Source organism: Enterobacter cloacae complex sp. IR5422 (assembly GCF_049238165.1).
Lineage (GTDB): Bacteria > Pseudomonadota > Gammaproteobacteria > Enterobacterales > Enterobacteriaceae > Enterobacter > Enterobacter roggenkampii.
In genome coordinates, this window is the sequence record NZ_JBMKHT010000017.1 from 58717 (window position 1) to 81659 (window position 22943).

General features: G+C 58.2%; 27 protein-coding genes. 17 read left to right on the forward strand and 10 right to left on the reverse strand.

Annotated features, from left to right (window positions below; translation table 11 throughout):
* Positions 1-126 precede the first annotated feature (126 nt).
* The 8 genes from metK to ruvX all read left to right on the forward strand — a co-directional run bounded on the left by metK (position 127) and on the right by ruvX (position 7287).
* The gene (metK, locus tag ACOTXT_RS10715; RefSeq protein ID WP_008499745.1) at positions 127-1281 is read left to right on the forward strand and encodes a methionine adenosyltransferase; all 1155 of its coding nucleotides are present in this window, start codon (positions 127-129) and stop codon (positions 1279-1281) included.
* Between the two features lie 441 nt (positions 1282-1722).
* On the forward strand, positions 1723-3120 hold the full coding sequence (galP, locus tag ACOTXT_RS10720; protein WP_055322221.1) for a galactose/proton symporter: 1398 nt from the start codon (positions 1723-1725) through the stop codon (positions 3118-3120).
* Positions 3121-3178: 58 nt separating this feature from the next.
* On the forward strand, positions 3179-3676 hold the full coding sequence (locus ACOTXT_RS10725; protein ID WP_021242073.1) for a SprT family zinc-dependent metalloprotease: 498 nt from the start codon (positions 3179-3181) through the stop codon (positions 3674-3676).
* A 94-nt stretch (positions 3677-3770) separates the two neighbouring features.
* Complete coding sequence (gene endA, locus ACOTXT_RS10730) at positions 3771-4478, forward strand: deoxyribonuclease I (RefSeq protein WP_021242074.1); 708 nt, start codon at positions 3771-3773, stop codon at positions 4476-4478.
* A gap of 51 nt (positions 4479-4529) precedes the next feature.
* Positions 4530-5261, forward strand: a complete 732-nt coding sequence (gene rsmE, locus ACOTXT_RS10735; RefSeq protein ID WP_055322222.1) for a 16S rRNA (uracil(1498)-N(3))-methyltransferase — start codon at positions 4530-4532, stop codon at positions 5259-5261.
* Positions 5262-5280: 19 nt separating this feature from the next.
* Positions 5281-6228 carry a glutathione synthase gene (gene gshB, locus ACOTXT_RS10740; protein WP_008499751.1) on the forward strand — a complete coding sequence of 316 codons (948 nt, stop codon included), beginning with the start codon at positions 5281-5283 and terminating at the stop codon, positions 6226-6228.
* Positions 6229-6310: 82 nt separating this feature from the next.
* Positions 6311-6871 carry a YqgE/AlgH family protein gene (locus ACOTXT_RS10745; RefSeq protein ID WP_008499752.1) on the forward strand — a complete coding sequence of 187 codons (561 nt, stop codon included), beginning with the start codon at positions 6311-6313 and terminating at the stop codon, positions 6869-6871.
* Positions 6871-7287 (forward strand): Holliday junction resolvase RuvX, encoded by a 417-nt coding sequence (gene ruvX, locus ACOTXT_RS10750; RefSeq protein WP_021242076.1) that lies wholly within the window; start codon positions 6871-6873, stop codon positions 7285-7287. Before ACOTXT_RS10745 ends, ruvX begins: the two co-directional genes overlap by 1 nt.
* Before the next feature lie 10 nt (positions 7288-7297).
* Here ruvX and ACOTXT_RS10755 read toward each other — a convergent pair whose 3' ends face one another.
* Positions 7298-8278 (reverse strand): type IV pilus twitching motility protein PilT, encoded by a 981-nt coding sequence (locus ACOTXT_RS10755; protein WP_055322223.1) that lies wholly within the window; start codon positions 8276-8278, stop codon positions 7298-7300.
* A gap of 17 nt (positions 8279-8295) precedes the next feature.
* On the opposite strand from ACOTXT_RS10755, the gene ACOTXT_RS10760 reads away from it, so the two are divergent.
* From ACOTXT_RS10760 to hemW, 5 genes are read left to right on the forward strand one after another with little or no spacing between them, the layout of a single operon-like run.
* A complete protein-coding gene (locus ACOTXT_RS10760; RefSeq protein WP_008499756.1) occupies positions 8296-8997 on the forward strand; it encodes a YggS family pyridoxal phosphate-dependent enzyme in 702 nt (233 codons plus the stop codon).
* Between the two features lie 21 nt (positions 8998-9018).
* Positions 9019-9585: a YggT family protein gene (locus ACOTXT_RS10765; RefSeq protein WP_008499757.1), complete on the forward strand. Its 567-nt coding sequence runs from the start codon at positions 9019-9021 to the stop codon at positions 9583-9585.
* Entirely contained in the window at positions 9582-9878 is a 297-nt protein-coding gene (yggU, locus tag ACOTXT_RS10770; protein ID WP_008499758.1) for a DUF167 family protein YggU, read from the forward strand. Before ACOTXT_RS10765 ends, yggU begins: the two co-directional genes overlap by 4 nt.
* A 3-nt stretch (positions 9879-9881) precedes the next feature.
* Complete coding sequence (locus ACOTXT_RS10775; RefSeq protein ID WP_032653325.1) at positions 9882-10475, forward strand: XTP/dITP diphosphatase; 594 nt, start codon at positions 9882-9884, stop codon at positions 10473-10475.
* Complete coding sequence (gene hemW / locus ACOTXT_RS10780) at positions 10468-11616, forward strand: radical SAM family heme chaperone HemW (RefSeq protein WP_055322224.1); 1149 nt, start codon at positions 10468-10470, stop codon at positions 11614-11616. The genes ACOTXT_RS10775 and hemW overlap by 8 nt, the downstream gene beginning before the upstream one ends.
* Before the next feature lie 193 nt (positions 11617-11809).
* Here hemW and ACOTXT_RS10785 read toward each other — a convergent pair whose 3' ends face one another.
* The 3 genes from ACOTXT_RS10785 to trmB are packed head-to-tail and all read right to left on the reverse strand — an operon-like array spanning position 11810 to position 13628.
* Positions 11810-12526, reverse strand: a complete 717-nt coding sequence (locus ACOTXT_RS10785; protein WP_008499762.1) for a DUF2884 domain-containing protein — start codon at positions 12524-12526, stop codon at positions 11810-11812.
* A 56-nt stretch (positions 12527-12582) separates the two neighbouring features.
* Positions 12583-12909 (reverse strand): YggL family protein, encoded by a 327-nt coding sequence (locus ACOTXT_RS10790; protein ID WP_003862421.1) that lies wholly within the window; start codon positions 12907-12909, stop codon positions 12583-12585.
* Complete coding sequence (gene trmB / locus ACOTXT_RS10795) at positions 12909-13628, reverse strand: tRNA (guanosine(46)-N7)-methyltransferase TrmB (protein ID WP_025912470.1); 720 nt, start codon at positions 13626-13628, stop codon at positions 12909-12911. The genes ACOTXT_RS10790 and trmB overlap by 1 nt, the downstream gene beginning before the upstream one ends.
* A gap of 144 nt (positions 13629-13772) precedes the next feature.
* Between trmB and mutY the strand changes: the two genes are divergently transcribed.
* The 4 genes from mutY to ACOTXT_RS10815 all read left to right on the forward strand — a co-directional run bounded on the left by mutY (position 13773) and on the right by ACOTXT_RS10815 (position 17800).
* A complete protein-coding gene (gene mutY / locus ACOTXT_RS10800; protein ID WP_169809165.1) occupies positions 13773-14825 on the forward strand; it encodes an A/G-specific adenine glycosylase in 1053 nt (350 codons plus the stop codon).
* A 26-nt stretch (positions 14826-14851) separates the two neighbouring features.
* Positions 14852-15124, forward strand: coding sequence for an oxidative damage protection protein (locus ACOTXT_RS10805; RefSeq protein ID WP_008499765.1), 273 nt, complete (start codon positions 14852-14854; stop codon positions 15122-15124).
* A 124-nt stretch (positions 15125-15248) separates the two neighbouring features.
* Positions 15249-16325 carry a membrane-bound lytic murein transglycosylase MltC gene (gene mltC / locus ACOTXT_RS10810; protein WP_021242082.1) on the forward strand — a complete coding sequence of 359 codons (1077 nt, stop codon included), beginning with the start codon at positions 15249-15251 and terminating at the stop codon, positions 16323-16325.
* Between the two features lie 218 nt (positions 16326-16543).
* Positions 16544-17800 carry a nucleoside permease gene (locus ACOTXT_RS10815; protein WP_008499767.1) on the forward strand — a complete coding sequence of 419 codons (1257 nt, stop codon included), beginning with the start codon at positions 16544-16546 and terminating at the stop codon, positions 17798-17800.
* 79 nt (positions 17801-17879) lie between these two features.
* Here ACOTXT_RS10815 and citG read toward each other — a convergent pair whose 3' ends face one another.
* The 6 genes from citG to citC are packed head-to-tail and all read right to left on the reverse strand — an operon-like array spanning position 17880 to position 22935.
* A complete protein-coding gene (gene citG / locus ACOTXT_RS10820; RefSeq protein WP_333164685.1) occupies positions 17880-18683 on the reverse strand; it encodes a triphosphoribosyl-dephospho-CoA synthase CitG in 804 nt (267 codons plus the stop codon).
* Entirely contained in the window at positions 18661-19200 is a 540-nt protein-coding gene (gene citX / locus ACOTXT_RS10825) for a citrate lyase holo-[acyl-carrier protein] synthase (RefSeq protein ID WP_032664362.1), read from the reverse strand. Before citX ends, citG begins: the two co-directional genes overlap by 23 nt.
* A complete protein-coding gene (gene citF / locus ACOTXT_RS10830) occupies positions 19197-20720 on the reverse strand; it encodes a citrate lyase subunit alpha (protein ID WP_333164688.1) in 1524 nt (507 codons plus the stop codon). Before citF ends, citX begins: the two co-directional genes overlap by 4 nt.
* Before the next feature lie 10 nt (positions 20721-20730).
* Entirely contained in the window at positions 20731-21606 is an 876-nt protein-coding gene (citE, locus tag ACOTXT_RS10835; protein WP_023326048.1) for a citrate (pro-3S)-lyase subunit beta, read from the reverse strand.
* The gene (gene citD, locus ACOTXT_RS10840; RefSeq protein WP_008499773.1) at positions 21603-21896 is read right to left on the reverse strand and encodes a citrate lyase acyl carrier protein; all 294 of its coding nucleotides are present in this window, start codon (positions 21894-21896) and stop codon (positions 21603-21605) included. Before citD ends, citE begins: the two co-directional genes overlap by 4 nt.
* A gap of 16 nt (positions 21897-21912) precedes the next feature.
* A complete protein-coding gene (gene citC, locus ACOTXT_RS10845) occupies positions 21913-22935 on the reverse strand; it encodes a [citrate (pro-3S)-lyase] ligase (protein ID WP_333164691.1) in 1023 nt (340 codons plus the stop codon).
* Positions 22936-22943 lie beyond the last annotated feature (8 nt).

Here is a 22943-nt window from a genome sequence, read left to right on the forward strand (position 1 = left end):
CCATCTATACTGATTAACACTCATACTGCCAGTGTCAAAAACCTGCAGGCCTTGGTAGAATTATCTCCTTTGGCTATTCCACACAGCAGCTTGAGCTAACCAAATTCCTCTTAGGTGAAATAAAACATGGCAAAACACCTGTTTACGTCCGAGTCCGTATCAGAAGGACATCCTGATAAAATTGCTGACCAAATCTCCGATGCGGTGCTGGATGCGATCCTCGCGCAGGATCCAAAAGCACGCGTCGCGTGTGAAACCTATGTCAAAACCGGCATGGTTCTGGTTGGCGGTGAGATCACCACCAGCGCATGGGTTGATATCGAAGAGATCACCCGTAACACGGTGCGTGAGATCGGTTATGTGCATTCTGATATGGGCTTTGATGCCAACTCCTGCGCGGTACTGAGCGCAATTGGCAAACAGTCTCCAGACATCAACCAGGGCGTTGACCGTGCCGATCCGCTGGAACAGGGCGCGGGCGACCAGGGCCTGATGTTCGGCTATGCAACCAACGAAACCGACGTGCTGATGCCAGCGCCGGTCACCTACGCACACCGTCTGGTGCAGCGTCAGGCTGAAGTGCGTAAAAACGGCACCCTGCCGTGGCTGCGCCCGGATGCGAAGAGTCAGGTCACCTTCCAGTACGACGACGGTAAAATTGTCGGTATTGACGCGGTGGTTCTGTCTACCCAGCATGCCGAAGATATCGATCAGAAATCCCTGCAGGAAGCAGTGATGGAAGAGATCATCAAGCCGGTTCTGCCAACCGAATGGCTGAGCAGCGCCACCAAATTCTTCATCAACCCGACCGGACGCTTTGTTATCGGCGGCCCAATGGGTGACTGCGGCCTGACCGGTCGTAAAATCATCGTTGATACCTACGGCGGCATGGCGCGTCACGGTGGCGGTGCATTCTCCGGTAAAGATCCATCAAAAGTGGACCGTTCTGCAGCGTACGCGGCACGTTATGTGGCGAAAAACATCGTGGCTGCCGGCCTGGCTGACCGCTGTGAGATTCAGGTTTCCTACGCCATCGGCGTGGCTGAACCCACCTCCATCATGGTGGAAACCTTTGGTACCGAGAAAGTGCCTTCAGAACAGCTGACCCTGCTGGTGCGCGAGTTCTTCGACCTGCGTCCATACGGCCTGATACAGATGCTGGATCTGCTGCACCCAATCTACAAAGAAACCGCTGCATACGGTCATTTTGGTCGTGAACATTTCCCATGGGAAAAAACCGACAAAGCCGCCCTGCTGCGTGAAGCTGCCGGTCTCAAGTAATCGACTGACATCGCTTTTAAAAGGCCAGCCTTCGGGCTGGCCTTTTGCATTTGTGCGATCATCCTTGCCCGGCGGCGCTTCGCTTGCACGGGCCTACGGGTTTTGGGCATTTGTAGGCCGGGTAAGGCGCAGCCGCCACCCGGCTGAAAGGTGTACCCTTTGGAACCGATTACACCGCACCGGTAACCCTCCGCTTTCAGACTATTCTCTTTGCATGATCGCCATTCTTCTGCTGTTACATTCCCTTTCAGTTAAGTCTGAAATATCTCCTTTCGCGATGCGCCTCACTTCATTTACCTCTATATTTTCAAAGCTTTAATTTTATTTACGGTTGCACACGAGTGTAACCGATTACACCTATGTGATTAATCTCACATATTTTTACGGGTCGCTCACCTACCCTTACTATCAATAAAACTGATAACCCAACTGGAGGGCATAATGCCTGACAATAAAAAACAGGGGCGTACGTCCAACAAGGCGATGACATTCTTCGTCTGTTTCCTCGCCGCCCTGGCAGGATTACTTTTTGGCCTGGATATCGGCGTGATTGCCGGTGCATTACCTTTCATCACTGACGAGTTCCAGATTAGCGCTCACACCCAGGAATGGGTGGTCAGCTCCATGATGTTCGGTGCGGCCGTTGGGGCCGTCGGCAGCGGCTGGCTCTCCTTCAAACTCGGACGTAAAAAGAGCCTGATGATTGGCGCGATCCTGTTCGTGGCCGGCTCACTCTTCTCTGCCGCAGCGCCTAACGTTGAGGTTCTGCTGGTTTCCCGCGTGCTGCTCGGTCTGGCCGTGGGCGTGGCGTCCTATACCGCCCCGCTCTACCTGTCTGAAATCGCGCCGGAGAAAATCCGCGGCAGTATGATTTCGATGTACCAGCTGATGATCACCATCGGTATTCTCGGTGCATACCTTTCCGATACCGCGTTTAGCTACAGCGGCGCATGGCGCTGGATGCTCGGCGTGATCATCATCCCTGCAGTTCTGCTGCTGATTGGCGTCTTCTTCCTGCCGGACAGCCCTCGCTGGTTTGCTGCAAAACGTCGCTTCCACGATGCCGAACGCGTGCTGATGCGCCTGCGTGATACCAGCGCAGAGGCGAAAAACGAGCTGGAAGAGATCCGCGAAAGCCTGAAGGTCAAACAGTCCGGCTGGGCGCTGTTTAAAGAGAACAGCAACTTCCGCCGGGCGGTGTTCCTCGGCGTGCTGCTCCAGGTGATGCAGCAGTTCACCGGGATGAACGTCATCATGTACTACGCGCCCAAAATCTTTGAGCTGGCGGGTTATACCAACACCACCGAGCAGATGTGGGGGACCGTCATCGTGGGTCTGACCAACGTGCTGGCGACCTTTATCGCCATCGGTCTGGTGGACCGCTGGGGACGTAAGCCAACCCTGACGCTGGGCTTCCTGGTGATGGCGGCCGGTATGGGCGTCCTCGGTACCATGATGCATCTGGGCATTCACTCCCCAACCGCCCAGTACTTTGCGGTAGGCATGCTGCTGATGTTTATCGTCGGGTTTGCGATGAGCGCCGGGCCGCTGATCTGGGTGCTGTGCTCTGAGATCCAGCCGCTGAAGGGGCGTGATTTTGGTATCACCTGCTCTACCGCAACCAACTGGATTGCCAACATGATCGTCGGCGCAACGTTCCTGACCATGCTCAACACTCTGGGTAATGCCAATACCTTCTGGGTCTACGCCGGTCTGAACATCTTCTTTATTGTGCTGACTATCTGGCTGGTTCCGGAAACCAAACACGTTTCGCTGGAACATATTGAACGTAACCTGATGAAAGGTCGCCCGCTGCGCGAAATCGGCGCTCACGACTGATCCTCTTGCGGGAGGCGCCTCTTGCGCCTCCCCGCTTCCCGCTTTATGCTCTGCCCCTATGAAAGCTCCCCGTCTCCCCATCGCCATTCAGCAAGCCGTTATGCGCAGCCTGCGGGAAAAACTCGCCCAGGCGAACCTGAAGCTTGGTCGCAATTACCCTGAACCCAAACTCGTCTACCAGCAGCGTGGCACCTCGGCCGGTACCGCCTGGCTGGAATCCTATGAGATCCGCCTGAACCCGGTTCTGATGATGGAAAACCAGCAGGCATTTATTGATGAGGTGGTGCCGCACGAGCTGGCGCACCTGCTGGTGTGGAAACACTTCGGACGCGTCGCCCCCCACGGCAAGGAGTGGAAGTGGATGATGGAAGCGGTGCTCGGCGTTCCGGCGCGCAGAACCCATCAGTTCGAGCTGGAATCGGTGCGCCGCAATACCTTCCCCTACCGCTGCCAGTGTCAGCAACATCAGCTTACCGTCCGCCGCCATAATCGCGTGGTGCGCGGCGAGGCAACCTACCGCTGCGTGAAATGCGGCGAGCCGCTGGTGGCGGAATAATTATCTGAACGTTCAGGAACTTTCCTGATCTGACTGATTGCATACAGGAACAACATTCGTTACGTTGCGGGCTCGTTTTGACACGGAGTGTAAGATGTCCCGTAATTTTTCTCTCGCGGTCGCCTTTCTGACGACGGCGCTCTCAGGCCACGCCCTGGCCGACGGTATCAACAGTTTCTCTCAGGCCAAAGCGGCCGGTGTAAAGGTCAACGCTGACGTACCGGGCGATTTCTACTGCGGCTGTAAAATTAACTGGCAGGGTAAAAAAGGGGTCGTTGACCTTGAGTCCTGCGGCTACAAGGTGCGTAAAAACGAAAACCGCGCCAGCCGTATTGAATGGGAACATGTCGTTCCGGCATGGCAGTTTGGCCACCAGCGCCAGTGCTGGCAGGATGGTGGACGTAAAAACTGCGCCAAAGATCCGGTTTACCGCCAGATGGAAAGCGACATGCATAACCTGCAGCCCGCGGTGGGCGAAGTGAACGGCGATCGCGGCAACTTCATGTACAGCCAGTGGAACGGTGGCGAAGGTCAGTACGGCCAGTGCGGTATGAAGATTGATTTTAAAGAGAAAGTCGCCGAGCCCCCTGCCCGCGCGCGCGGCAGCATTGCCCGCACCTATTTCTATATGCGTGACCGTTACGATCTCAACCTCTCCCGCCAGCAGACCCAGTTGTTCAACGCCTGGGACAAGCAGTACCCGGTGACGGAGTGGGAATGCCAGCGCGACGAGCGTATCGCCAGAGTCCAGGGGAATCACAACCCTTATGTCCAGCGGGCTTGCCAGGCGCAAAAGAGCTAACCTACACTACGGCAATTCGCTTATATCGCATGACACATGGAATTTCTGACTATGCGCATTCCCCGCATTTACCATCCTGAACTGATTACCGCAGGCCGTGAAATCGCCCTGTCTGATGACGCCGCCAACCACGTTGGCCGCGTGCTGCGCATGGGCGCCGGCCAGGCAATACAATTGTTCGACGGCTCTAACCAGGTTTTCGACGCGGAAATCACGAGGGCGGATAAAAAAAGCGTACACGTGAATGTCCTGCGCGGTGAAGTGGATGACCGGGAATCACCGCTGCATATCCATCTGGGCCAGGTGATGTCGCGCGGCGAGAAAATGGAGTTCACGATTCAGAAATCCATTGAACTGGGTGTAAGCCTCATTACGCCACTTTTTTCTGAGCGCTGTGGCGTTAAACTGGATGCGGAACGTCTGAACAAAAAGATCCAGCAGTGGCAGAAAATTGCCATCGCGGCTTGCGAACAGAGTGGCCGCAACCGTATTCCGGAGATCCGCCCGGCGATGGATCTGGAGGAGTGGTGTGCAGAAGAGGACAGTGGGCTGAAGCTCAATCTTCATCCGCGCGCCAGCGCCAGCATCAATACGCTGCCGCAGCCCGTTGAGCGCGTTCGCCTGCTGATTGGCCCTGAAGGCGGCCTGTCGGCGGACGAAATTGCGATGACGGCACGTTACCAGTTTACTGATATTCTGTTGGGACCTCGCGTTCTGCGCACTGAGACAACGGCACTCACGGCCATTACCGCGCTACAGGTACGGTTTGGCGATCTGGGTTGACGCATTATTGGAGAGAAAGATGATCAAGCTCGGCATCGTGATGGACCCCATCGCAAACATCAACATCAAGAAAGATTCCAGCTTCGCCATGCTGCTGGAAGCGCAGCGTCGCGGCTATGAACTCCACTATATGGAGATGAACGATCTTTACCTGATCAACGGTGAAGCCCGCGCCCGCACCCGCATCGTTAACGTCGAGCAGAACTACGACAAATGGTATGAATTTGGCACAGAGCAGGACATTGCCCTGGCCGATCTCAACGTCATTCTGATGCGTAAAGATCCGCCATTCGACACCGAGTACATTTACTGCACCTATATCCTTGAACGTGCAGAAGAGAAAGGCACGCTGATCGTTAACAAACCGCAGAGCCTGCGCGACTGTAACGAGAAGCTCTATACCGCCTGGTTCTCTGACCTGACGCCAGAAACCCTGGTGACCCGCAGCAAAGCCCAGTTGAAAGCATTCTGGCAGAAGCACGGCGACATCATCATGAAGCCGCTGGACGGCATGGGCGGCGCGTCGATTTTCCGCGTGAAAGAAGGCGACCCGAACATTGGCGTGATTGCCGAAACCCTGACCGAACTGGGCACCCGTTACTGCATGGCACAGAACTATATTCCGGCGATCAAGGACGGCGACAAACGCGTGCTGGTGGTGGATGGCGAACCGGTCCCTTACTGCCTGGCGCGTATCCCGCAGGGTGGCGAAACCCGTGGTAACCTGGCGGCCGGCGGTCGCGGTGAGCCGCGCCCGTTGACCGAAAGCGACTGGGAAATTGCCCGCCGCGTAGGCCCGACGCTGAAAGCCAAAGGCCTGATCTTCGTCGGACTGGATATCATCGGCGATCGTCTGACCGAAGTGAACGTCACCAGCCCGACCTGCATTCGTGAAATTGAAGCGGAATTCCCGGTCTCGATCACCGGAATGCTGATGGACGCCATCGAAAAACGCCTGCAGAAATAACCCACCAATGAGTGACAGCGCCCGGGTTTCTCCGCATACTGGTCGCTGTCGCTTTTTAAACCAGGAAACAGTACCTCTGACAATGAATTTACAGCATCACTTTCTTATTGCCATGCCTGCTCTCCAGGACCCGATTTTTCGCCGCGCCGTGGTTTATATTTGTGAATACAATGAAGACGGCGCGATGGGTATTATCATTAATAAACCGCTGGAAAATCTTCAGGTTGAAGGGATTCTGGACAAGCTGAAAATCCCGGCTGAAGCCCGACTGCCGGAGATCCGGCTTGATAAGCCCGTGATGCTGGGTGGACCTCTTGCAGAAGATCGCGGCTTTATCCTGCATACGCCGCCGGTGTTCTCTTCCAGTATTCGAATTTCGGATAACACCGTCATCACCACCTCACGTGACGTGCTCGAAACGCTGGGCACCGCAGAGCAGCCTTCTGAAGTGCTGGTGGCGCTGGGCTATTCGTCGTGGGAGAAAGGCCAGCTTGAGCAGGAGATCCTCGATAACGCCTGGCTCACCGCCCCTGCGGACATGAATATCCTGTTTAAAACGCCGATTGCCGATCGCTGGCGCGACGCGGCGAAGTTGATTGGCATTGATATCCTGACCATGCCTGGCGTAGCGGGGCACGCCTGATGAGCGGAACGCTTCTGGCCTTCGATTTTGGCACCAAAAGCATCGGCGTCGCCGTGGGGCAGCGCATCACCGGTACCGCGCGTCCGCTTACCGCCCTGAAGGCCAACGACGGTACGCCGGACTGGAACCTCATTGAGCGTCTGCTCAAAGAGTGGCAGCCGGATGACGTGATTGTCGGATTACCGCTCAACATGGACGGTACCGAACAGCCGCTGACTGCCCGGGCGCGTAAGTTCGCCAATAAAATCCATGGTCGCTTTGGTGTCTCCGTGAAGCTGCACGACGAGCGTCTCAGCACCGTCGAAGCGCGTGCGGGTCTGTTTGAGCACGGTGGCTTCCGGGCGCTCAATAAAGGCAGCGTGGACTCCGCTTCTGCCGTCATCATCCTCGAAAGCTATTTCGAGCAGGGCTTTTAAGCACAGGGGCCTACAGCCGCCCCTGCGCCCGTCTCTCCGCCAGGCTTTGGTCAAAATTCTGCATGCCTGCCTGCTGTCCGGTTTGAATAATGCCGGGCAGCTGCCACGTTTTTCCTTCTCGTATCAGATTTGCCGCCGCCGCGGTATTCACCAGCAGCTCATACAGCGCGACGCGCCCGTCCTGTAAGTCAGGAACCAGCTTCTGCGCCAGCACCGCCCGCAGGCTGCCGGCCAGCTGGTTACGCACCGGATCTTTCTCCTGCGCCGGGAACGTATCGACCAGCCGCTCAATCGCCTGCGATGCCCCGCGCGTATGCAGCGTCGCCAGCACCAGGTGCCCGGTCTCCGCTGCCGTTAGCGCCAGGCGGATCGTTTCGCTGTCGCGCAGCTCTCCCAGTAAAATCACGTCCGGATCCTGGCGTAAGGCACTGCGCAGCGCATCGGCAAATGACGGGCTGTGCTGGCCGATCTCCCGCTGCTGGATCAGGCAACGTGCGCTCTGATAGATAAACTCCACCGGATCTTCGAGCGTGAGAATATGGCCGTCAGTATGGTGGTTGAGAAAATCGACCATCGCCGCCAGCGTCGTGGATTTGCCGCTGCCGGTCGCCCCCGTCACCAGAATCAACCCGGACGCATTGGTTAACAGTTCCGGGATAACCCTCGGCGCGCCCAGCGAAGCGAGCTGCGGACAGGTACGCGGCAACAGCCGCAGCGTCACAGAGACTCCGCGCATCTGCTTAAAGGCACTGCCGCGCAGGCGCTGGCCTCCCGCCACCGTCGCGGCAAAATCCACCTGCCCGCTGGCCCACCATATCCCCTGCTGCTCATCGTTGAGCCACGCTTTTAACAACGCCCCGACGTCGGGAGGAGGAAACGGTGCCGGTTCAAGGCGGCCGGTTCTGCGCCAGCGGGGTGGCGAATCACTGCACAGGTGTAGATCGGAGACGTTATGCTTTACACTAAGGGCCACAATTTCTTCCACATCCATAGACTACTCCTCGGAAAATGAACGACATTGCGCATAACCTGGCACAGGTCCGGGACAAAATCTCAGCCGCCGCAACGCGTTGCGGCCGGGCTTCAGAAGAAATTACGCTGCTTGCAGTCAGCAAAACCAAGCCTGCGAGCGCCATCGCAGAAGCCATTGACGCAGGCCAGCGGGCGTTTGGTGAAAACTACGTCCAGGAAGGCGTGGATAAAATTCGCTACTTCCAGGAACAGGGGAAGACGGATCTGCAGTGGCACTTTATCGGCCCACTGCAGTCGAACAAAAGCCGTCTGGTGGCGGAGCACTTCGACTGGTGCCATACCGTTGACCGTCTGCGCATTGCTACACGCCTGAACGACCAGCGTCCGGCAGAGATGCCAGCGCTTAACGTGCTGATTCAAATCAACATCAGCGATGAAAACAGCAAGTCCGGTATTGCGCTGAGCGAGCTGGATGCGCTGGCAGCCGAGGTGGCCGAACTGCCGCGCTTAAGCCTGCGTGGTTTGATGGCAATCCCGGCGCCTGAGTCAAGTTATGAAAGGCAGTTTGCCGTGGCACAGCAAATGGCTGTAGCATTTGAGGCGCTTAAAGCGCGCTATAACACGGTAGACACGCTTTCTCTGGGCATGTCGGATGATATGGAAGCCGCCATTGCGGCAGGCAGCACGATGGTGCGCATCGGCACGGCAATTTTCGGTGCGCGCGACTACTCAAAATAATAAGGAAACCTGAGGAACGCCATGAAGACGTTGACTTTCCTGCTCTCAACGGTCATTGAGCTGTACACGATGGCGCTTTTGCTGCGCGTCTGGATGCAGTGGGCCCGCTGTGATTTTTACAATCCGTTCTCGCAGTTTGTCGTGAAAATCACGCAGCCTGTTGTCGGACCGCTGCGCCGTATTATCCCGGCCATGGGGCCCATCGACAGTTCGTCTCTGCTGGTGGCGTTTATTCTGAGCGTTATCAAAGCGATTGTGCTGTTTATGGTCTTCACCTTCCAGCCGATTATCTGGATTGTCGCCGTCCTGATTTTGATCAAAACCATCGGTCTGCTGATCTTCTGGGTGCTGCTGGTCATGGCGATCATGAGCTGGGTGAGCCAGGGCCGTAGCCCGGTGGAGTACGCCTTGATTCAGCTGACCGAGCCGCTGCTGCGCCCGATCCGTAACCTGCTTCCGTCTATGGGCGGCATCGATTTTTCGCCGATGATCCTGGTTCTGCTGCTCTATGTGATCAACATGGGGGTCGCTGAACTGCTGCAGTCCACGGGCGATATGCTGCTGCCGGGGCTGTGGATGGCGCTATGAGTGCCGTAAGTACCTGCGCTGACGGGCTGGTTTTACGGCTGTATATTCAGCCGAAAGCCAGCCGTGACGGTATTGTTGGACTGCATGGCGACGAGTTAAAAGTCGCCATCACTGCCCCGCCGGTTGACGGCCAGGCGAACGCGCATCTGACCAAATATCTGGCAAAACAGTTTCGCGTCGCCAAAAGCCAGGTCATCATTGAAAAAGGCGAACTGGGGCGACATAAACAGGTAAAAATCCTTAATCCGCAATCTATCCCGACGGAAGTCGCGGCTCTGACAGAACAGGACTAAACCATGCAGAAAGTTGTTCTCGCGACCGGCAACGCCGGTAAAGTGCGCGAGCTGGCCTCGCTATTAAATGATTTTGGTCTGGACGTGGTCGCCCAGACCGATCTTGGCGTGGATTCCGCCGAAGAGACGGGGCTGACGTTTATCGAAAACGCGATCATTAAAGCGCGCCACGCTGCGCAGGTAACTGGCCTCCCCGCGATTGCCGACGACTCCGGCCTGGCCGTAGACGCCCTCGGCGGCGCGCCGGGGATCTACTCTGCCCGCTATTCCGGCGTTGACGCTACCGACCAGCAGAATCTGGAAAAGCTGCTTGTCGCCCTGAAAGACGTCCCGGACGAACAGCGCACCGCGCAGTTCCACTGCGTGCTGGTCTATCTGCGTCACGCGGAAGACCCGACGCCGATCGTCTGCCACGGCAGCTGGCCGGGCGTGATTACCCGTGAAGCGGCGGGCAAAGGCGGCTTTGGCTATGACCCGATTTTCTTTGTCCCTTCCGAGGGCAAAACCGCTGCGGAACTGACCCGCGAAGAAAAAAGCGCGATATCCCACCGCGGACGCGCGCTGAAACTGTTACTGGAAGCACTGCGTAATGGCTAATTTGCCGCCTCTGAGTCTTTATATTCACATCCCGTGGTGCGTGCAAAAATGCCCGTACTGCGATTTCAACTCGCACGCGCTTAAGGGCGAAGTGCCGCACGATGACTACGTTGCGCATCTGCTGGCCGACCTGGATGCCGATGTACCTTACGCACAGGGACGTGAAGTTAAGACCATTTTCATTGGTGGCGGTACGCCGAGCCTACTGTCAGGCCCGGCGATGCAAACGCTGCTGGACGGCGTGCGCGTGCGCCTGAACCTGGCAGCGGATGCTGAAATTACGATGGAAGCCAACCCCGGCACCGTTGAAGCCGACCGTTTTGTCGACTATCAGCGCGCGGGCGTGAACCGCATCTCCATCGGCGTGCAGAGCTTTAGCGAGCCGAAGCTGAAGCGCCTGGGGCGTATTCACGGCCCGGAAGAGGCGAAGCGCGCGGCAAACCTGGCGACCGGCCTGGGCCTGCGCAGCTTTAACCTGGATCTGATGCACGGCCTGCCGGATCAGTCTCTGGAAGAGGCGCTGGACGATTTGCGCCAGGCCATTGCGCTGAATCCCCCTCATCTGTCGTGGTACCAACTCACCATCGAGCCCAACACCCTGTTTGGCTCGCGTCCGCCGGTGCTGCCGGATGACGACGCGCTGTGGGATATCTTCGAGCAGGGTCACCAGCTGTTAACCGCGGCGGGCTATCAGCAGTACGAAACGTCGGCATATGCAAAGCCGGGCTACCAGTGTCAGCACAACCTGAACTACTGGCGCTTTGGCGACTATCTCGGCATCGGCTGCGGCGCGCACGGCAAGGTGACCTTCCCGGACGGGCGTATTCTGCGTACTGCCAAAACCCGCCACCCTCGCGGGTATATGGAAGGCCGCTACCTGGAGCGTCAGCACGACGTCGAGGCGGCGGATAAGCCGTTTGAGTTCTTTATGAACCGCTTCCGTCTGCTGGAAGCCGCGCCGCGCGCTGAGTTTGCGCTGTACACCGGGCTGCCGGAGTCGGTGATTCGCCCGCAGATCGACGAAGCGCTGGCGCAGGGGTATCTCACGGAATGTGCGGAATACTGGCAGATCACCGAGCACGGCAAACTGTTCCTCAATTCCCTTCTTGAGCTGTTCCTCGCCGAAGAAGCTGAAGGCTGATTCAGGATTTTGCATCCCGTTCTGCCGGCTGAGGGAAAGGCTGGCAGAGTGTGGAGATGATCGACCTGAAGAAACAGTCGATCACCATGGGTAAAGGATGTTAAAAAGTGTTCACCATGTCCCCGAACACCTGTCTACCATGTCCCCGGACCGTACACCCTAATAAAAGGGAGAGGGTTAGGGTTAGGGGACCTTACTTCAGCGTCCCCACCAGCGCCTTCCGGCTATCTTCCAGCGACACCACGCGCTTACACACGTCTTTGCCGAACTGCTGGAAATCATCTTCCTGGTTTTTCCACTCGTTCTGAATGGAGGTTTGCAGGCCGCCCAGACTGCCCAGCACGCCCTGCAGCGGGTTACCGCCGCCTTTCAGCACCGCTTTGGCACCCATCTCGTTGATGCTGTCCTGCAGGATGCCGCCCATCGCCTGGTTCACCAGCTGCTGCCCGTCAGCACGAACCTGATCGATCGCCTTATAGTGGAACGTCAGGCCGTCGGAGCGCGTCTCGATAATGCGGTTCATCTGTTCTTTAAGCTGCTTGTCCAGCTTCGTCAGGCGGGTGCGCATGTTGCTGCTCTCCCCCACCTCTTTGGTGATGATCTTATCCAGCGCCACGCGGCTCTTTTCGACGCGCGTCAGGGCACCTTCATTAATCCACGGCAGCGCGGTACGCAATTCGGACTGGTAGTCTTTCGCCTGCTCGCGCTGTGCGGCAGTCAGGTTGTACTGTTTGCCGTTATAGGTGACGTTCCCTTCTGGCGTAATTACCAGATTGCCGTTCTCGCCTTTGACCTGCACGGTTTGCGGGCTTAACACCACGTCATCACGCGGGGTGACGCTACATTGATAATCCGCATGGGCGGTGAATCCGGTTGCCATCAAAGCAACTGCCAGCAACGTTTTGCGCATCTTAAACACTCCCTCAGACAAAACGGGCCAGCTAATGCTGGCCCCTTACTGCTTAATTAGTCCCACCAAACGTCGAAAAGTTCGCTGACGCGGACATCTTCGAGCTTGTGGTCTTCAAGCCATTTACGGACCAGAGCCTGATGTTCTTCGGTGCATTTACCCACTTCCTGGGTGCAGATCAGACCTTCCCAGGCCAGATAGCCGCTACCGTCGAAGGCCAGTTTGTTTGGCTCGATCACCTCGTTGATGAACGCATCCACGTCCTGATCGATCTGCTCAACGCTGGTGCCTTCCGGGAAACGCCACGCAACGGAGAAGCCCACTTCCTGGAATTCTTCGATGTGCATCTTTTTACGCAGACGACGGCTACGATTCTTTGCCATTATTTCACCCTCTCGAACATTAAGTCCCATACACCGTGACCAAGACGATGGCCACGCTGTTCAAATTTCGTTACCGGACGCGATTCCGGACGCGGTACATAGTCGTTGCTCGCAGACTGGTTTTTGTAACCGTCGAGCGACGACATCACTTCCAGCATATGTTCCGCATACGGTTCCCAGTCGGTCGCCATATGGAAGACACCGCCCAGCTTCAGCTTGCTTTTAACCAGCTCGGCAAACGGCGCCTGAACGATACGGCGTTTATTATGACGCGCTTTATGCCACGGGTCAGGGAAAAAGAGCTGAACCATGGTTAAAGAATTGTCAGGAATCATTTTGTGCAGCACTTCCACCGCGTCGTGACACATCACGCGCAGGTTCTCAACGCCCTCTTCATGGGCCGTTGCCAGACATGCGCCCACGCCCGGCGAATGCACTTCGATACCAAGGAAGTTCTGCTCCGGGCGCGCTTTCGCCATGGTCACCAGCGAGGCGCCCATACCGAAGCCAATTTCCAGCGTGACCGGCGCGTCGCGGCCAAACAGCTCGGCAAAATCCAGAGGCTGCTCGCTGAACTCAACGCCCATCACCGGCCAGTAGTTGTCCAGCGCGTGTTGCTGACCTTTTGTCAGGCGGCCCTGACGACGGACAAAGCTGCGAATACGGCGCAGCGGGCGACCGTTTTCATCAAATTCCGGTGAAATGACGTCGTTTTTCATAAAAGAGTTGTCTGCTTGTGAGAATGTTCGGGAAACGGGCATTATCCAAAGTTAAGGCTTCTATGCAAGCATGGGAAAGATCCGGTTTACAGCAGATTGACGCTGTGCTGCAATCTGCGTCCCTGATTATGCGAATCGATGACCATGCAAGCCTCTCAATTTTCAGCCCAGGTGCTGGACTGGTACGACAAATACGGGCGTAAAACCCTGCCCTGGCAAATTGAAAAAACGCCGTACAAAGTATGGCTCTCCGAGGTGATGTTGCAACAAACGCAGGTCGCCACGGTGATCCCTTACTTCGAGCGTTTTATGGCGCGCTTCCCGACGGTGACCGATCTGGCCAATGCCCCGCTGGACGAGGTCCTGCACCTGTGGACCGGGCTGGGCTATTACGCCCGCGCGCGCAACCTGCACAAGGCCGCACAGCAGGTCGCGACGCGCCACAACGGGAAATTCCCGGAAACCTTCGATGAGGTGGCCGATCTCCCCGGCGTGGGACGCTCAACCGCAGGCGCTATTCTCTCCCTGTCTTTAGGCAAGCATTTCCCGATCCTCGACGGCAACGTGAAGCGCGTGCTGGCACGCTGCTATGCCGTTGACGGCTGGCCGGGGAAGAAGGATGTTGAAAAACGCCTTTGGGAAATCAGTGAAGCGGTTACCCCAGCCAACGGCGTCGAGCGTTTCAACCAGGCGATGATGGATCTCGGCGCCATGGTCTGCACGCGCTCAAAACCCAAATGCGAACTCTGCCCGGTGAATAACCTCTGCGTGGCGTATGCCAACCATTCCTGGGCGCAGTATCCGGGCAAGAAACCCAAACAGACGCTGCCGGAGCGCACCGGCTATATGCTGCTGATGCAGCACGGCGATGAGGTCTTCCTCGCCCAGCGTCCGCCGAGCGGTCTGTGGGGTGGTCTATACTGCTTCCCACAGTTTGAAGATGAAGACTTGCTGCGTGAATGGCTTAAACAGCGCGGGATTGCTGCCGATAACCTGACGCAGCTGACCGCGTTTCGCCACACCTTCAGCCATTTCCATCTGGATATTGTGCCGATGTGGCTTCCCGTGTCCTCCGTCGCCTCGTGCATGGATGAAGGCACCGCTCTCTGGTATAACTTAGCGCAACCGCCATCAGTCGGGCTGGCGGCTCCCGTGGAGCGCCTGTTACAGCAATTACGTGCCGGTGCAATGGTTTAGCATCGACAAGAAAAAGAGGAATGAGTATGGCCAGAACGATTTTTTGTACTTTCCTGCAGCGTGACGCTGAGGGCCAGGATTTCCAGCTTTATCCGGGCGAGCTGGGTAAACGCATCTACAATGAAATCTCCAAAGAAGCCTGGGGACAGTGGCAGAAAAAGCAGACCATGCTGATCAACGAGAAGAAACTCAGCATGATGAACCCGGAACACCGCAAGCTGCTGGAGCAGGAGATGGTGAGCTTCCTGTTCGAAGGTAAAGACGTACACATCGAAGGCTATACGCCACCGGAAAAATAACATCGAGCGGCTGTTGCCCGGCGGCGCTTCGCTTGCACGGGCCTACGGTTTTGTAGGCCGGGTAAGCGCAGCGCCACCCGGCGAAAGCAACGACTAAGCAAACACAACACGCACTCCCGGAATGATGAAAAAACTTTTAGCGCTAGCCCTTGTTGCGCCGTTGCTTGTCTCGTGTTCGTCAAAAAAAGGCGATGATTACAACGAAGCCTGGATCAAGGACACCAACGGTTTTGACATTTTGATGGGGCAGTTTGCCCACAACATCGAGAACATATGGGGATTTAACGAAGTTCTTATTGCCGGACCTAAGGACTACGTTAAGTACACCGACGCCTATCTGACCCGTAGCCACATCAACTTTGATGAGGGGACGATCACGATTGAGACCATCGCAGGCACGGACCCTGCGGCTCGACTCCGTCAGGCCATTATCAAAACCCTGCTGATGGGTGACGATCCGGGCTCTATCGATCTCTACTCCGATGCCGACGATATCACCATCTCGAAAGAGCCGTTCCTGTACGGTCAGGTCGTCGATCAGACCGGCCAGCCGATCCGCTGGGAAGGTCGCGCCACGAAATTTGCCGATTACCTGCTGCAGACGCGCCTGAAGAGCCGCTCTAACGGTCTGAAGATTATCTACAGCGTCACCATCAACCTCGTCCCGAACCACCTCGACAAGCGTGCGCATAAGTATCTGGGCATGGTGCGTCAGGCCTCGCGTAAATACGGCGTGGATGAGTCGCTGATCCTGGCGATTATGCAGACCGAATCCTCGTTTAACCCGTATGCGGTAAGCCGTTCCGACGCCCTGGGGCTGATGCAGGTGGTGCAGCACAGCGCCGGTAAAGACGTGTTCCGCGCGCAGGGCAAATCCGGCACGCCGAGCCGCAGCTATCTGTTCGACCCGCAGAGCAACATTGATACCGGCACGGCCTATCTGGCGATGCTGAACAATGTCTACCTCGGCGGCATCGACAACCCGACGTCGCGTCGCTATGCGGTGATCACCGCCTATAACGGCGGCGCGGGCAGCGTGCTGCGCGTCTTCTCAAATGACAAAGTGCAGGCCGCAAACATCATCAACAGCATGGCGCCGGGGGATGTCTACGCCACCCTGACCACCCGCCACCCGTCCGCGGAATCCCGTCGTTATCTGTATAAGGTGAATACGGCGCAGAAGAACTACCGTCGCCGGTGATCCGCACACCTTCTCCTGCAAGGAGAAGGTGTTCTGCTTCCCCCCACCCATACGAAAATGTTATTTGCATCACAATCCAAACTGCAAATTAATGTGGATTGCATTTTTTTGCGGGAGGTAACAAAACATATCGTTGCCAACTGATAGAATTGCATCAAATAACAACCCTGAATGTTTCTATAACAACATATCTCCCGCTCACTTGTGAGGAAAGTAACATGAACCTTAAGCTGCAGCTTAAAATATTGTCGTTTCTGCAGTTCTGCCTGTGGGGTAGCTGGCTGACTACACTCGGCTCCTATATGTTTGTGACGCTCAAGTTCGATGGTGCGTCAATCGGTGCCGTCTACAGCTCGCTCGGTATTGCGGCTGTCTTCATGCCAACGCTGCTGGGGATCGTGGCGGATAAATGGTTAAGCGCCAAATGGCTGTACATGCTTTGCCACCTGGTGGGCGCGGGGACGCTGTTTATGGCAGCCCAGGTGACCACGCCGGGGGCGATGTTCATGGTGATTCTGCTCAACTCGCTGGCCTATATGCCAACGCTTGGGCTGATCAACACCATCTCCTACTACCGCCTGAAGTCCGCGGATATGGATATCGTGACCGATTTCCCGCCAATCCGTATCTGGGGCACCATCGGCTTTATCATGGCGATGTGGGGCGTAAGCTTCGCGGGCTTCGAACTGAGCCATATGCAGCTCTATATCGGTGCGGCGCTCTCCGTATTGCTGGCGATCTTCACCCTGACGCTGCCAACCATTCCGGTGTCTAACCAGCAGAAAAACCAGAGCTGGAGCACCATGCTCGGCCTGGATGCCTTCGCGCTGTTCAAAAACAAACGCATGGCGATCTTTTTCATCTTCTCCATGCTGCTGGGCGCGGAGCTGCAGATCACCAACATGTTCGGCAACACCTTCCTGCACAGCTTCGATAACAACCCGCTGTTCTCCGGCAGCTTTATCGTTGAGCATGCGTCGGTGATGATGTCCATCTCTCAGATCTCTGAGACGCTGTTCATCCTGACCATCCCGTTCTTCCTGAGCCGCTACGGCATCAAGAACGTCATGCTGATCAGTATCGCGGCGTGGATGCTGCGCTTCGGCCTGTTCGCCTACGGCGACCCAAGCCCGTTCGGCACCGTGCTGCTGGTGCTGTCGATGATTGTTTACGGCTGCGCCTTCGACTTCTTCAACATCTCGGGTTCCGTGTTCGTGGAAAAAGAGGTGAAGCCTGAAATCCGCGCCAGCGCGCAGGGTATGTTCCTGATGATGACCAACGGCTTCGGCTGTATTCTGGGCGGCGTGGTGAGCGGTAAAGTGGTTGAGATGTACACCACCAACGGCATCACCAACTGGCAGCCGGTGTGGCTGATCTTCGCGGCGTACTCGCTGGTGCTGTTCTTCGCGTTCATCGCACTGTTCAAGTACAAGCACGTGCGTGAGCCGCACGGTGCGCAGCCGATCGCGCATTGATTGTTGTGCCCGGTGGCGCTGCGCTTACCGGGCCTACAAAACCAGACCGTAGGCCGGGTAAGGCGAAGCCGCCACCCGGCTATTTTATTGCAGAAAGCACCCACCCCACCGACAGCAAATCCGCGCTGCCGCCCGGGCTCAGATTTCGTTCAATCAATGCCTTATCCATCTTAAACAGCGCCTCGCGATCCCAGCCACTTGCCAGCAATTCACGCGCGTAGCCCTGAACGTAGCGCAGCCCCTTCATGCCGCCGCGAGATACCAGATTGCTGTCCTGATTGACCGCCATCAGGCGCAACAGCAGGCCGTGAAGTGAATGTCCATTCCACTGCGCCAGCGCCTGACGCACCGTCGCAAAGCCGCTCTCCGCCTCACCGCGCGCGCCGGTTAAGCCGTACTGCTTAAACTGCCGCTCGCCCGCCGTCGCCTGTCCGCTGCGTGCGGCCAGCTCCCGCGACACCAGCCCGCGGCAGATGTTACTCACCTCACAGCAGAGGCTCTCTGCGGAGACATTTTTCACACGCCCGGCGGCGAAGCACAGTAACCCCAGGGCAAAAATGCCGCCCTTGTGGGTGTTTACTCCGTTCGTCGCAGCATACATCGCCTGCTCGCAGGCCAGCCCCATCGGGCGGAGAAGTCGTAGCTGTTCCCCAGCCGGTTTATCCGCATGCGCGCTGCCCAGCTCGGCAAAGCGCGAAAACCACGGCATAATCGCCGCAATGCTGCGGACAAACAGCGCGTGGTCCATATCGCGATGGGAACCGTTGTTGAGCCTGTCCACCAGCCCCGGCTTGGGCGTCAGCTCCAGCTCCTGCCACAGCGCCGCCTCGGCAAGCGCGGGCACGTCAGCCGGGCGCGGTTTAGTCGCGAGCAAACCAGTCATCGATCGTCTTCTCCACGCGGGAAACCACCTGCTCAACGGGGTGATTGCGCGAACGGGAACAGGCGTGGGCGGGCGCGTCGCAGATCAGGCAGCGCCTGAGATTCCCCCCCAGCGACTGACGCCCGACGTGGCCGTGCTGAGGGCAGATCACGTCCAGATCCCACAGCCTGCCGAGCGGGTGCGTCTGCTCCAGATCCGCACAGTGCGCTTTGATTTCCACCGCCGGATGGGCCACGCACCACAGGGCTTCGGGCCCGGTCGGGAGCCACAGCACCTGGCGGTCCAGCACCTGCCAGCGGTTTTCCCACAGCAACTGGTCGCACATCTGCAGCGCCACGCCCATGGTATTGCGGTAGCGCAGGCTGTCCTTGATTTCCCCTGGCGTGACCAGCGTGAGGGAGATCACCGGTTGTTGATAGTGCTCAAGCATGTCAGCCTGGCGCGCTGCGCGGCGCTCTTTCGCCGCCAGCAGTTCGTCAAGGCTGACACCCGCCCGCACGGGTGTCGCTAAAGTCATACATCCTCCTTTACCTGTCGCACGGTGTCGATCACGCTGCCGTCGCGGTAGCGGATCACCCCGACGATTTTGTCGGTGAACTCAATCGGTTTCGGGACGCCGGTCAGGGAGATCGCCCGTTCATACAGCGCGTTGATATCCACAACCTTCAGCCCGGCTTCCAGCAGCCGCTCGCGGATTTCGGGGCGCGCCGGGTTGACCGCGATGCCGTGATCGGTAACCAGGACATCGATGCTCTCCCCCGGCGTAAGGCGCGTGGTAACCCGCTTCACCACCGTCGGAATGCGGCTGCGTAGCAGCGGCGCGACCACAATGGTCAGGTTCGCCGCGGCGGCCACGTCGCAGTGCCCGCCGGACGCGCCGCGCATCACGCCGTCGGATCCGGTGATGACGTTGACGTTGAACTCGACGTCGATCTCCAGGGCGCTGAGGATCACCACGTCGAGCTGGTCGCAGCTTGCCGCCTTGCTGCCGGGGTTGGCGTAGACGTTGGTGGAGATCTCCACGTGGTTCGGGTTACGCGCCAGCGAGGCCGCCGCCTGACCGTCAAAGCACTGGGTATCGAGCAGCTTTTCGATGAGCCCCTTCTCGTGCAGATCCACCAGGCTGCCGGTGATGCCGCCGAGCGCAAAGCGCGCCTTCACGCCGCTGCGCTCCATCTTCTCTTCCATAAAGCGGGTGCAGGCGGTGGCCGCCGCGCCGGAGCCGGTCTGCATCGAGAAGCCCGGTTTGAAGTAGCCGGAATGCTCGATCACATCCGCCGCATAGCGGGCAATCATCAGCTCGCGCGGGTTGCTGGTGACGCGCGCCGCGCCGACGCTGATTTTCGCCGGGTCGCCTACGCTCTCCACCTGCACGATGTAGTCCACCTGGTCCTGCACCAGGCTGGCGGGCATATTGGGGAACGGCACCAGCGCTTCGGTCAGCAGCACCACCTTTCGGGCAAAGTGCGCGTCCACCATGGCGTAGCCCAGCGAGCCGCAGCACGATTTACCGTGCGTGCCGTTAGCGTTGCCAAACGCATCGCTGCACGGCACGCCGAGAAACGCCACGTCGATATTCAGCTCGCCGTCCTGGAGCAGCTTCACGCGCCCGCCGTGGGAGTGAATTTGCACCGGCTCGTCCATCAGCCCGTGGGAGATGGCGTCTGCCAGCCTGCCGCGCATGCCCGAGGTGTAAATCCGGGTGATGACGCCGCTTTCGATATGCTCGATCAGGGCGTCGTTACAGGTCATCAGCGAGCTGGAGGCCAGCGTCAGGTTTTTGAAGCCCATCCGCGCCAGCAGCGCCACGACGGTGTTAATCACCCGGTCGCCTTCGCGAAACGCGTGGTGGAAGGAGATGGTCATCCCGTCCTGCAGGCCGCAGCGTTTAACCGCCTCTTCAATGGAGGCACACAGCTTGCGGCTGTGCTTCGCGTCGCTGTCCGCCAGCCACGGCGTGGCGCTGTGGGCGGTATCAAACGGTTTTAAGCCCCGCAGATGGGGAAAATTCACGTGAAGAAGTTCAGTCTGATTCATTGTCTTATCCTTACCGACGCACGCCGGAGGCCGCCGCGCGCTCCAGCACCACCTGCGCGTGGTTAATAATCGGTGCATCCACCATTTTGCCGTTGAGCGACACCACGCCCAGGCCGTTACGCTCGCCCTCTTCTGCCGCCTCAATCACCCTTCTGGCGTGATCCACCTCTTCCTGCGTCGGGGCGTAGGCGTTGTGCAGCAGGTCAATCTGGCGCGGGTTAATCAGCGATTTGCCGTTGAAGCCCATCTTGCGGATCAGATCGACCTCGCGCAGGAACCCGGCCTCGTCGTTAACGTCTGACCACACCACGTCGAAAGCGTCGATACCCGCCGCGCGGGCGGCGTGCAGCACGGCACAGCGGGCGTAGAACAGCTCGGTGCCGTCGCCGCGCTCGGTCTGCATATCCATCACGTAGTCAAAGGCGGCCAGCGCAATGCCGATGAGGCGCGGAGAGCTGCGGGCAATCGCCACGGCGTTGATGACGCCAATGGCCGATTCAATCGCCGCCATCACGCGGGTGGAGCCGACCTCGCGGCCGCACGCCTGCTCGATGCGCTCGAGGTGGCCCTCCAGCTCGTAAATGTCGTCCGGGGTATCGGTTTTCGGCAGACGGATCACGTCCACGCCGGCCCGCACGGCGGCTTCCAGATCCAGCAGACCAAACGGCGTGCTCAGCGGGTTAATGCGCACCACGGTTTCGATATCCTGATACATCGGGTGCTGCAGCGCGTGGAACACCAGCATGCGCGCCGTATCCTTCTCGCGCAGGGCAACGGCGTCCTCAAGGTCAAACATGATAGAGTCGGGACGGTAGATAAAGGCGGTGGAGAGCATGGCGGCGTTAGCGCCCGGCAGGAACAGCATGCTGCGGCGGAGTTTGCTCATTTCAGCGCCCCCCAGTTGATGGCCTGTTCATCGGCGGCACGCATCAGCGCGCTTTGCAGGCGGGCGCGGATCACACAGTCCAGCGCCCCTTTGTCTTCAATAATGATGAGTCCCTGGTGCACGTTCATGGCGCGCAATGTGTCGTTGACCACCTGGCGAATCTGCTCGCCAAACTGCTTAATCACTTCGCTGTGGATGACGATCTCCAGCTCGCCGTGAGCGGGAGCAATTTTCACCATCAGGTCGCTGGACTCCTGCGTTCCGGCCAGCGCCTCCCTTACAATTTTCATGATAAATTCCTGGTAGTTAAGCGACTTCGGCACTCGCACGGTAATGCGTTTCGAGATGCGTGAAGGTGGAGTCCGGGACAATCTCCCGGATCCGGGAAAACTGCTGTGTCTTCAGTAAGCGGCGCACTTCGGACGCCGATATGGCGTTACCGGTGGCCTTGATGCGCGGCATTTCCACCACCTCGATATGCGAGGCCAGCAGATCGTGCAGCGTCTGGTTGTACTGGCGGGTGATATCGCAGAACGGCTCCGAGCCGATGAAGCGGTGCGTGATGCCGAGCGCCGGGGCGATGAAGTCCCGGAAGATCAGCACGTCGATCTCGCTCCACGCCTGCTGCACCTTGCCGGTCTCCTTCAGGAAGTAGGCCGGAAACGTGGCGCGGGAAATGATGTACTGCGAGCCCTCATGCACCACCACGTTCGGCAGGTGCGCCACGCCCGCGCGCACCATCTCGAGACGCGCGCTGAACGGGAAGAACGACGCGTCTTCACGCACCACGAACAGATGCAGGGCGTCACACCGCGCCGCCGCCTGCTCCACCAGATGGCGGTGGCCGAGGGTAAACGGATTGGCGTTCATCACGATGGCGCCAATCTTCTCTCCACATTTGCGGCTCGCGCGCAGAGAACGGCAGTAGCGCGCGATCCCCTGCGGGGTGTTCTCCATCAGCACGGCGTTGCTCCCGCTCTGGGCAATCGGCCAGAAGCCGCTGCGGGCAAAGCGCTCCCGGTTGCACGGCCGGGTGCAGAGGAAGAGGTGAAAATGGCCGCGCTCCAGCGCCGCATTTTGCACCTCCGCCAGCAGCCGCGCGCTGAGGTTCTCGCCGCGAAGCTGCTCGTTGACCGCCACGCACTTGACGACGTTGGCGGCAAGCCCTGCGCAACCCACCAGCTGCGGGCCGGACCAGGCTTCGACGAACAGCGTGATGTCGTTGTCCAGGCCAAGGCCGCTGTCTGCCAGCAGGTAACGGATCTGACTCAAGCGTTCCGGGTGTTTCGCCACCAGCGTGTGGCGAAAATCGATGGGTTGCGAGTGCATGCTGCCGC

What these genes read in the sequence shown, in the direction of transcription:
- metK (WP_008499745.1), top strand. Translation starts at nt 127, where the DNA reads ATGGCAAAACACCTGTTTACGTCCGAGTCCGTATCAGAAGGACATCCT.
- galP (WP_055322221.1), top strand. Translation starts at nt 1,723, where the DNA reads ATGCCTGACAATAAAAAACAGGGGCGTACGTCCAACAAGGCGATGACA.
- ACOTXT_RS10725 (WP_021242073.1), top strand. Translation starts at nt 3,179, where the DNA reads ATGAAAGCTCCCCGTCTCCCCATCGCCATTCAGCAAGCCGTTATGCGC.
- endA (WP_021242074.1), top strand. Translation starts at nt 3,771, where the DNA reads ATGTCCCGTAATTTTTCTCTCGCGGTCGCCTTTCTGACGACGGCGCTC.
- rsmE (WP_055322222.1), top strand. Translation starts at nt 4,530, where the DNA reads ATGCGCATTCCCCGCATTTACCATCCTGAACTGATTACCGCAGGCCGT.
- gshB (WP_008499751.1), top strand. Translation starts at nt 5,281, where the DNA reads ATGATCAAGCTCGGCATCGTGATGGACCCCATCGCAAACATCAACATC.
- ACOTXT_RS10745 (WP_008499752.1), top strand. Translation starts at nt 6,311, where the DNA reads ATGAATTTACAGCATCACTTTCTTATTGCCATGCCTGCTCTCCAGGAC.
- ruvX (WP_021242076.1), top strand. Translation starts at nt 6,871, where the DNA reads ATGAGCGGAACGCTTCTGGCCTTCGATTTTGGCACCAAAAGCATCGGC.
- ACOTXT_RS10755 (WP_055322223.1), bottom strand. Translation starts at nt 8,278, where the DNA reads ATGGATGTGGAAGAAATTGTGGCCCTTAGTGTAAAGCATAACGTCTCC.
- ACOTXT_RS10760 (WP_008499756.1), top strand. Translation starts at nt 8,296, where the DNA reads ATGAACGACATTGCGCATAACCTGGCACAGGTCCGGGACAAAATCTCA.
- ACOTXT_RS10765 (WP_008499757.1), top strand. Translation starts at nt 9,019, where the DNA reads ATGAAGACGTTGACTTTCCTGCTCTCAACGGTCATTGAGCTGTACACG.
- yggU (WP_008499758.1), top strand. Translation starts at nt 9,582, where the DNA reads ATGAGTGCCGTAAGTACCTGCGCTGACGGGCTGGTTTTACGGCTGTAT.
- ACOTXT_RS10775 (WP_032653325.1), top strand. Translation starts at nt 9,882, where the DNA reads ATGCAGAAAGTTGTTCTCGCGACCGGCAACGCCGGTAAAGTGCGCGAG.
- hemW (WP_055322224.1), top strand. Translation starts at nt 10,468, where the DNA reads ATGGCTAATTTGCCGCCTCTGAGTCTTTATATTCACATCCCGTGGTGC.
- ACOTXT_RS10785 (WP_008499762.1), bottom strand. Translation starts at nt 12,526, where the DNA reads ATGCGCAAAACGTTGCTGGCAGTTGCTTTGATGGCAACCGGATTCACC.
- ACOTXT_RS10790 (WP_003862421.1), bottom strand. Translation starts at nt 12,909, where the DNA reads ATGGCAAAGAATCGTAGCCGTCGTCTGCGTAAAAAGATGCACATCGAA.
- trmB (WP_025912470.1), bottom strand. Translation starts at nt 13,628, where the DNA reads ATGAAAAACGACGTCATTTCACCGGAATTTGATGAAAACGGTCGCCCG.
- mutY (WP_169809165.1), top strand. Translation starts at nt 13,773, where the DNA reads ATGCAAGCCTCTCAATTTTCAGCCCAGGTGCTGGACTGGTACGACAAA.
- ACOTXT_RS10805 (WP_008499765.1), top strand. Translation starts at nt 14,852, where the DNA reads ATGGCCAGAACGATTTTTTGTACTTTCCTGCAGCGTGACGCTGAGGGC.
- mltC (WP_021242082.1), top strand. Translation starts at nt 15,249, where the DNA reads ATGAAAAAACTTTTAGCGCTAGCCCTTGTTGCGCCGTTGCTTGTCTCG.
- ACOTXT_RS10815 (WP_008499767.1), top strand. Translation starts at nt 16,544, where the DNA reads ATGAACCTTAAGCTGCAGCTTAAAATATTGTCGTTTCTGCAGTTCTGC.
- citG (WP_333164685.1), bottom strand. Translation starts at nt 18,683, where the DNA reads ATGACTGGTTTGCTCGCGACTAAACCGCGCCCGGCTGACGTGCCCGCG.
- citX (WP_032664362.1), bottom strand. Translation starts at nt 19,200, where the DNA reads ATGACTTTAGCGACACCCGTGCGGGCGGGTGTCAGCCTTGACGAACTG.
- citF (WP_333164688.1), bottom strand. Translation starts at nt 20,720, where the DNA reads ATGAATCAGACTGAACTTCTTCACGTGAATTTTCCCCATCTGCGGGGC.
- citE (WP_023326048.1), bottom strand. Translation starts at nt 21,606, where the DNA reads ATGAGCAAACTCCGCCGCAGCATGCTGTTCCTGCCGGGCGCTAACGCC.
- citD (WP_008499773.1), bottom strand. Translation starts at nt 21,896, where the DNA reads ATGAAAATTGTAAGGGAGGCGCTGGCCGGAACGCAGGAGTCCAGCGAC.
- citC (WP_333164691.1), bottom strand. Translation starts at nt 22,935, where the DNA reads ATGCACTCGCAACCCATCGATTTTCGCCACACGCTGGTGGCGAAACAC.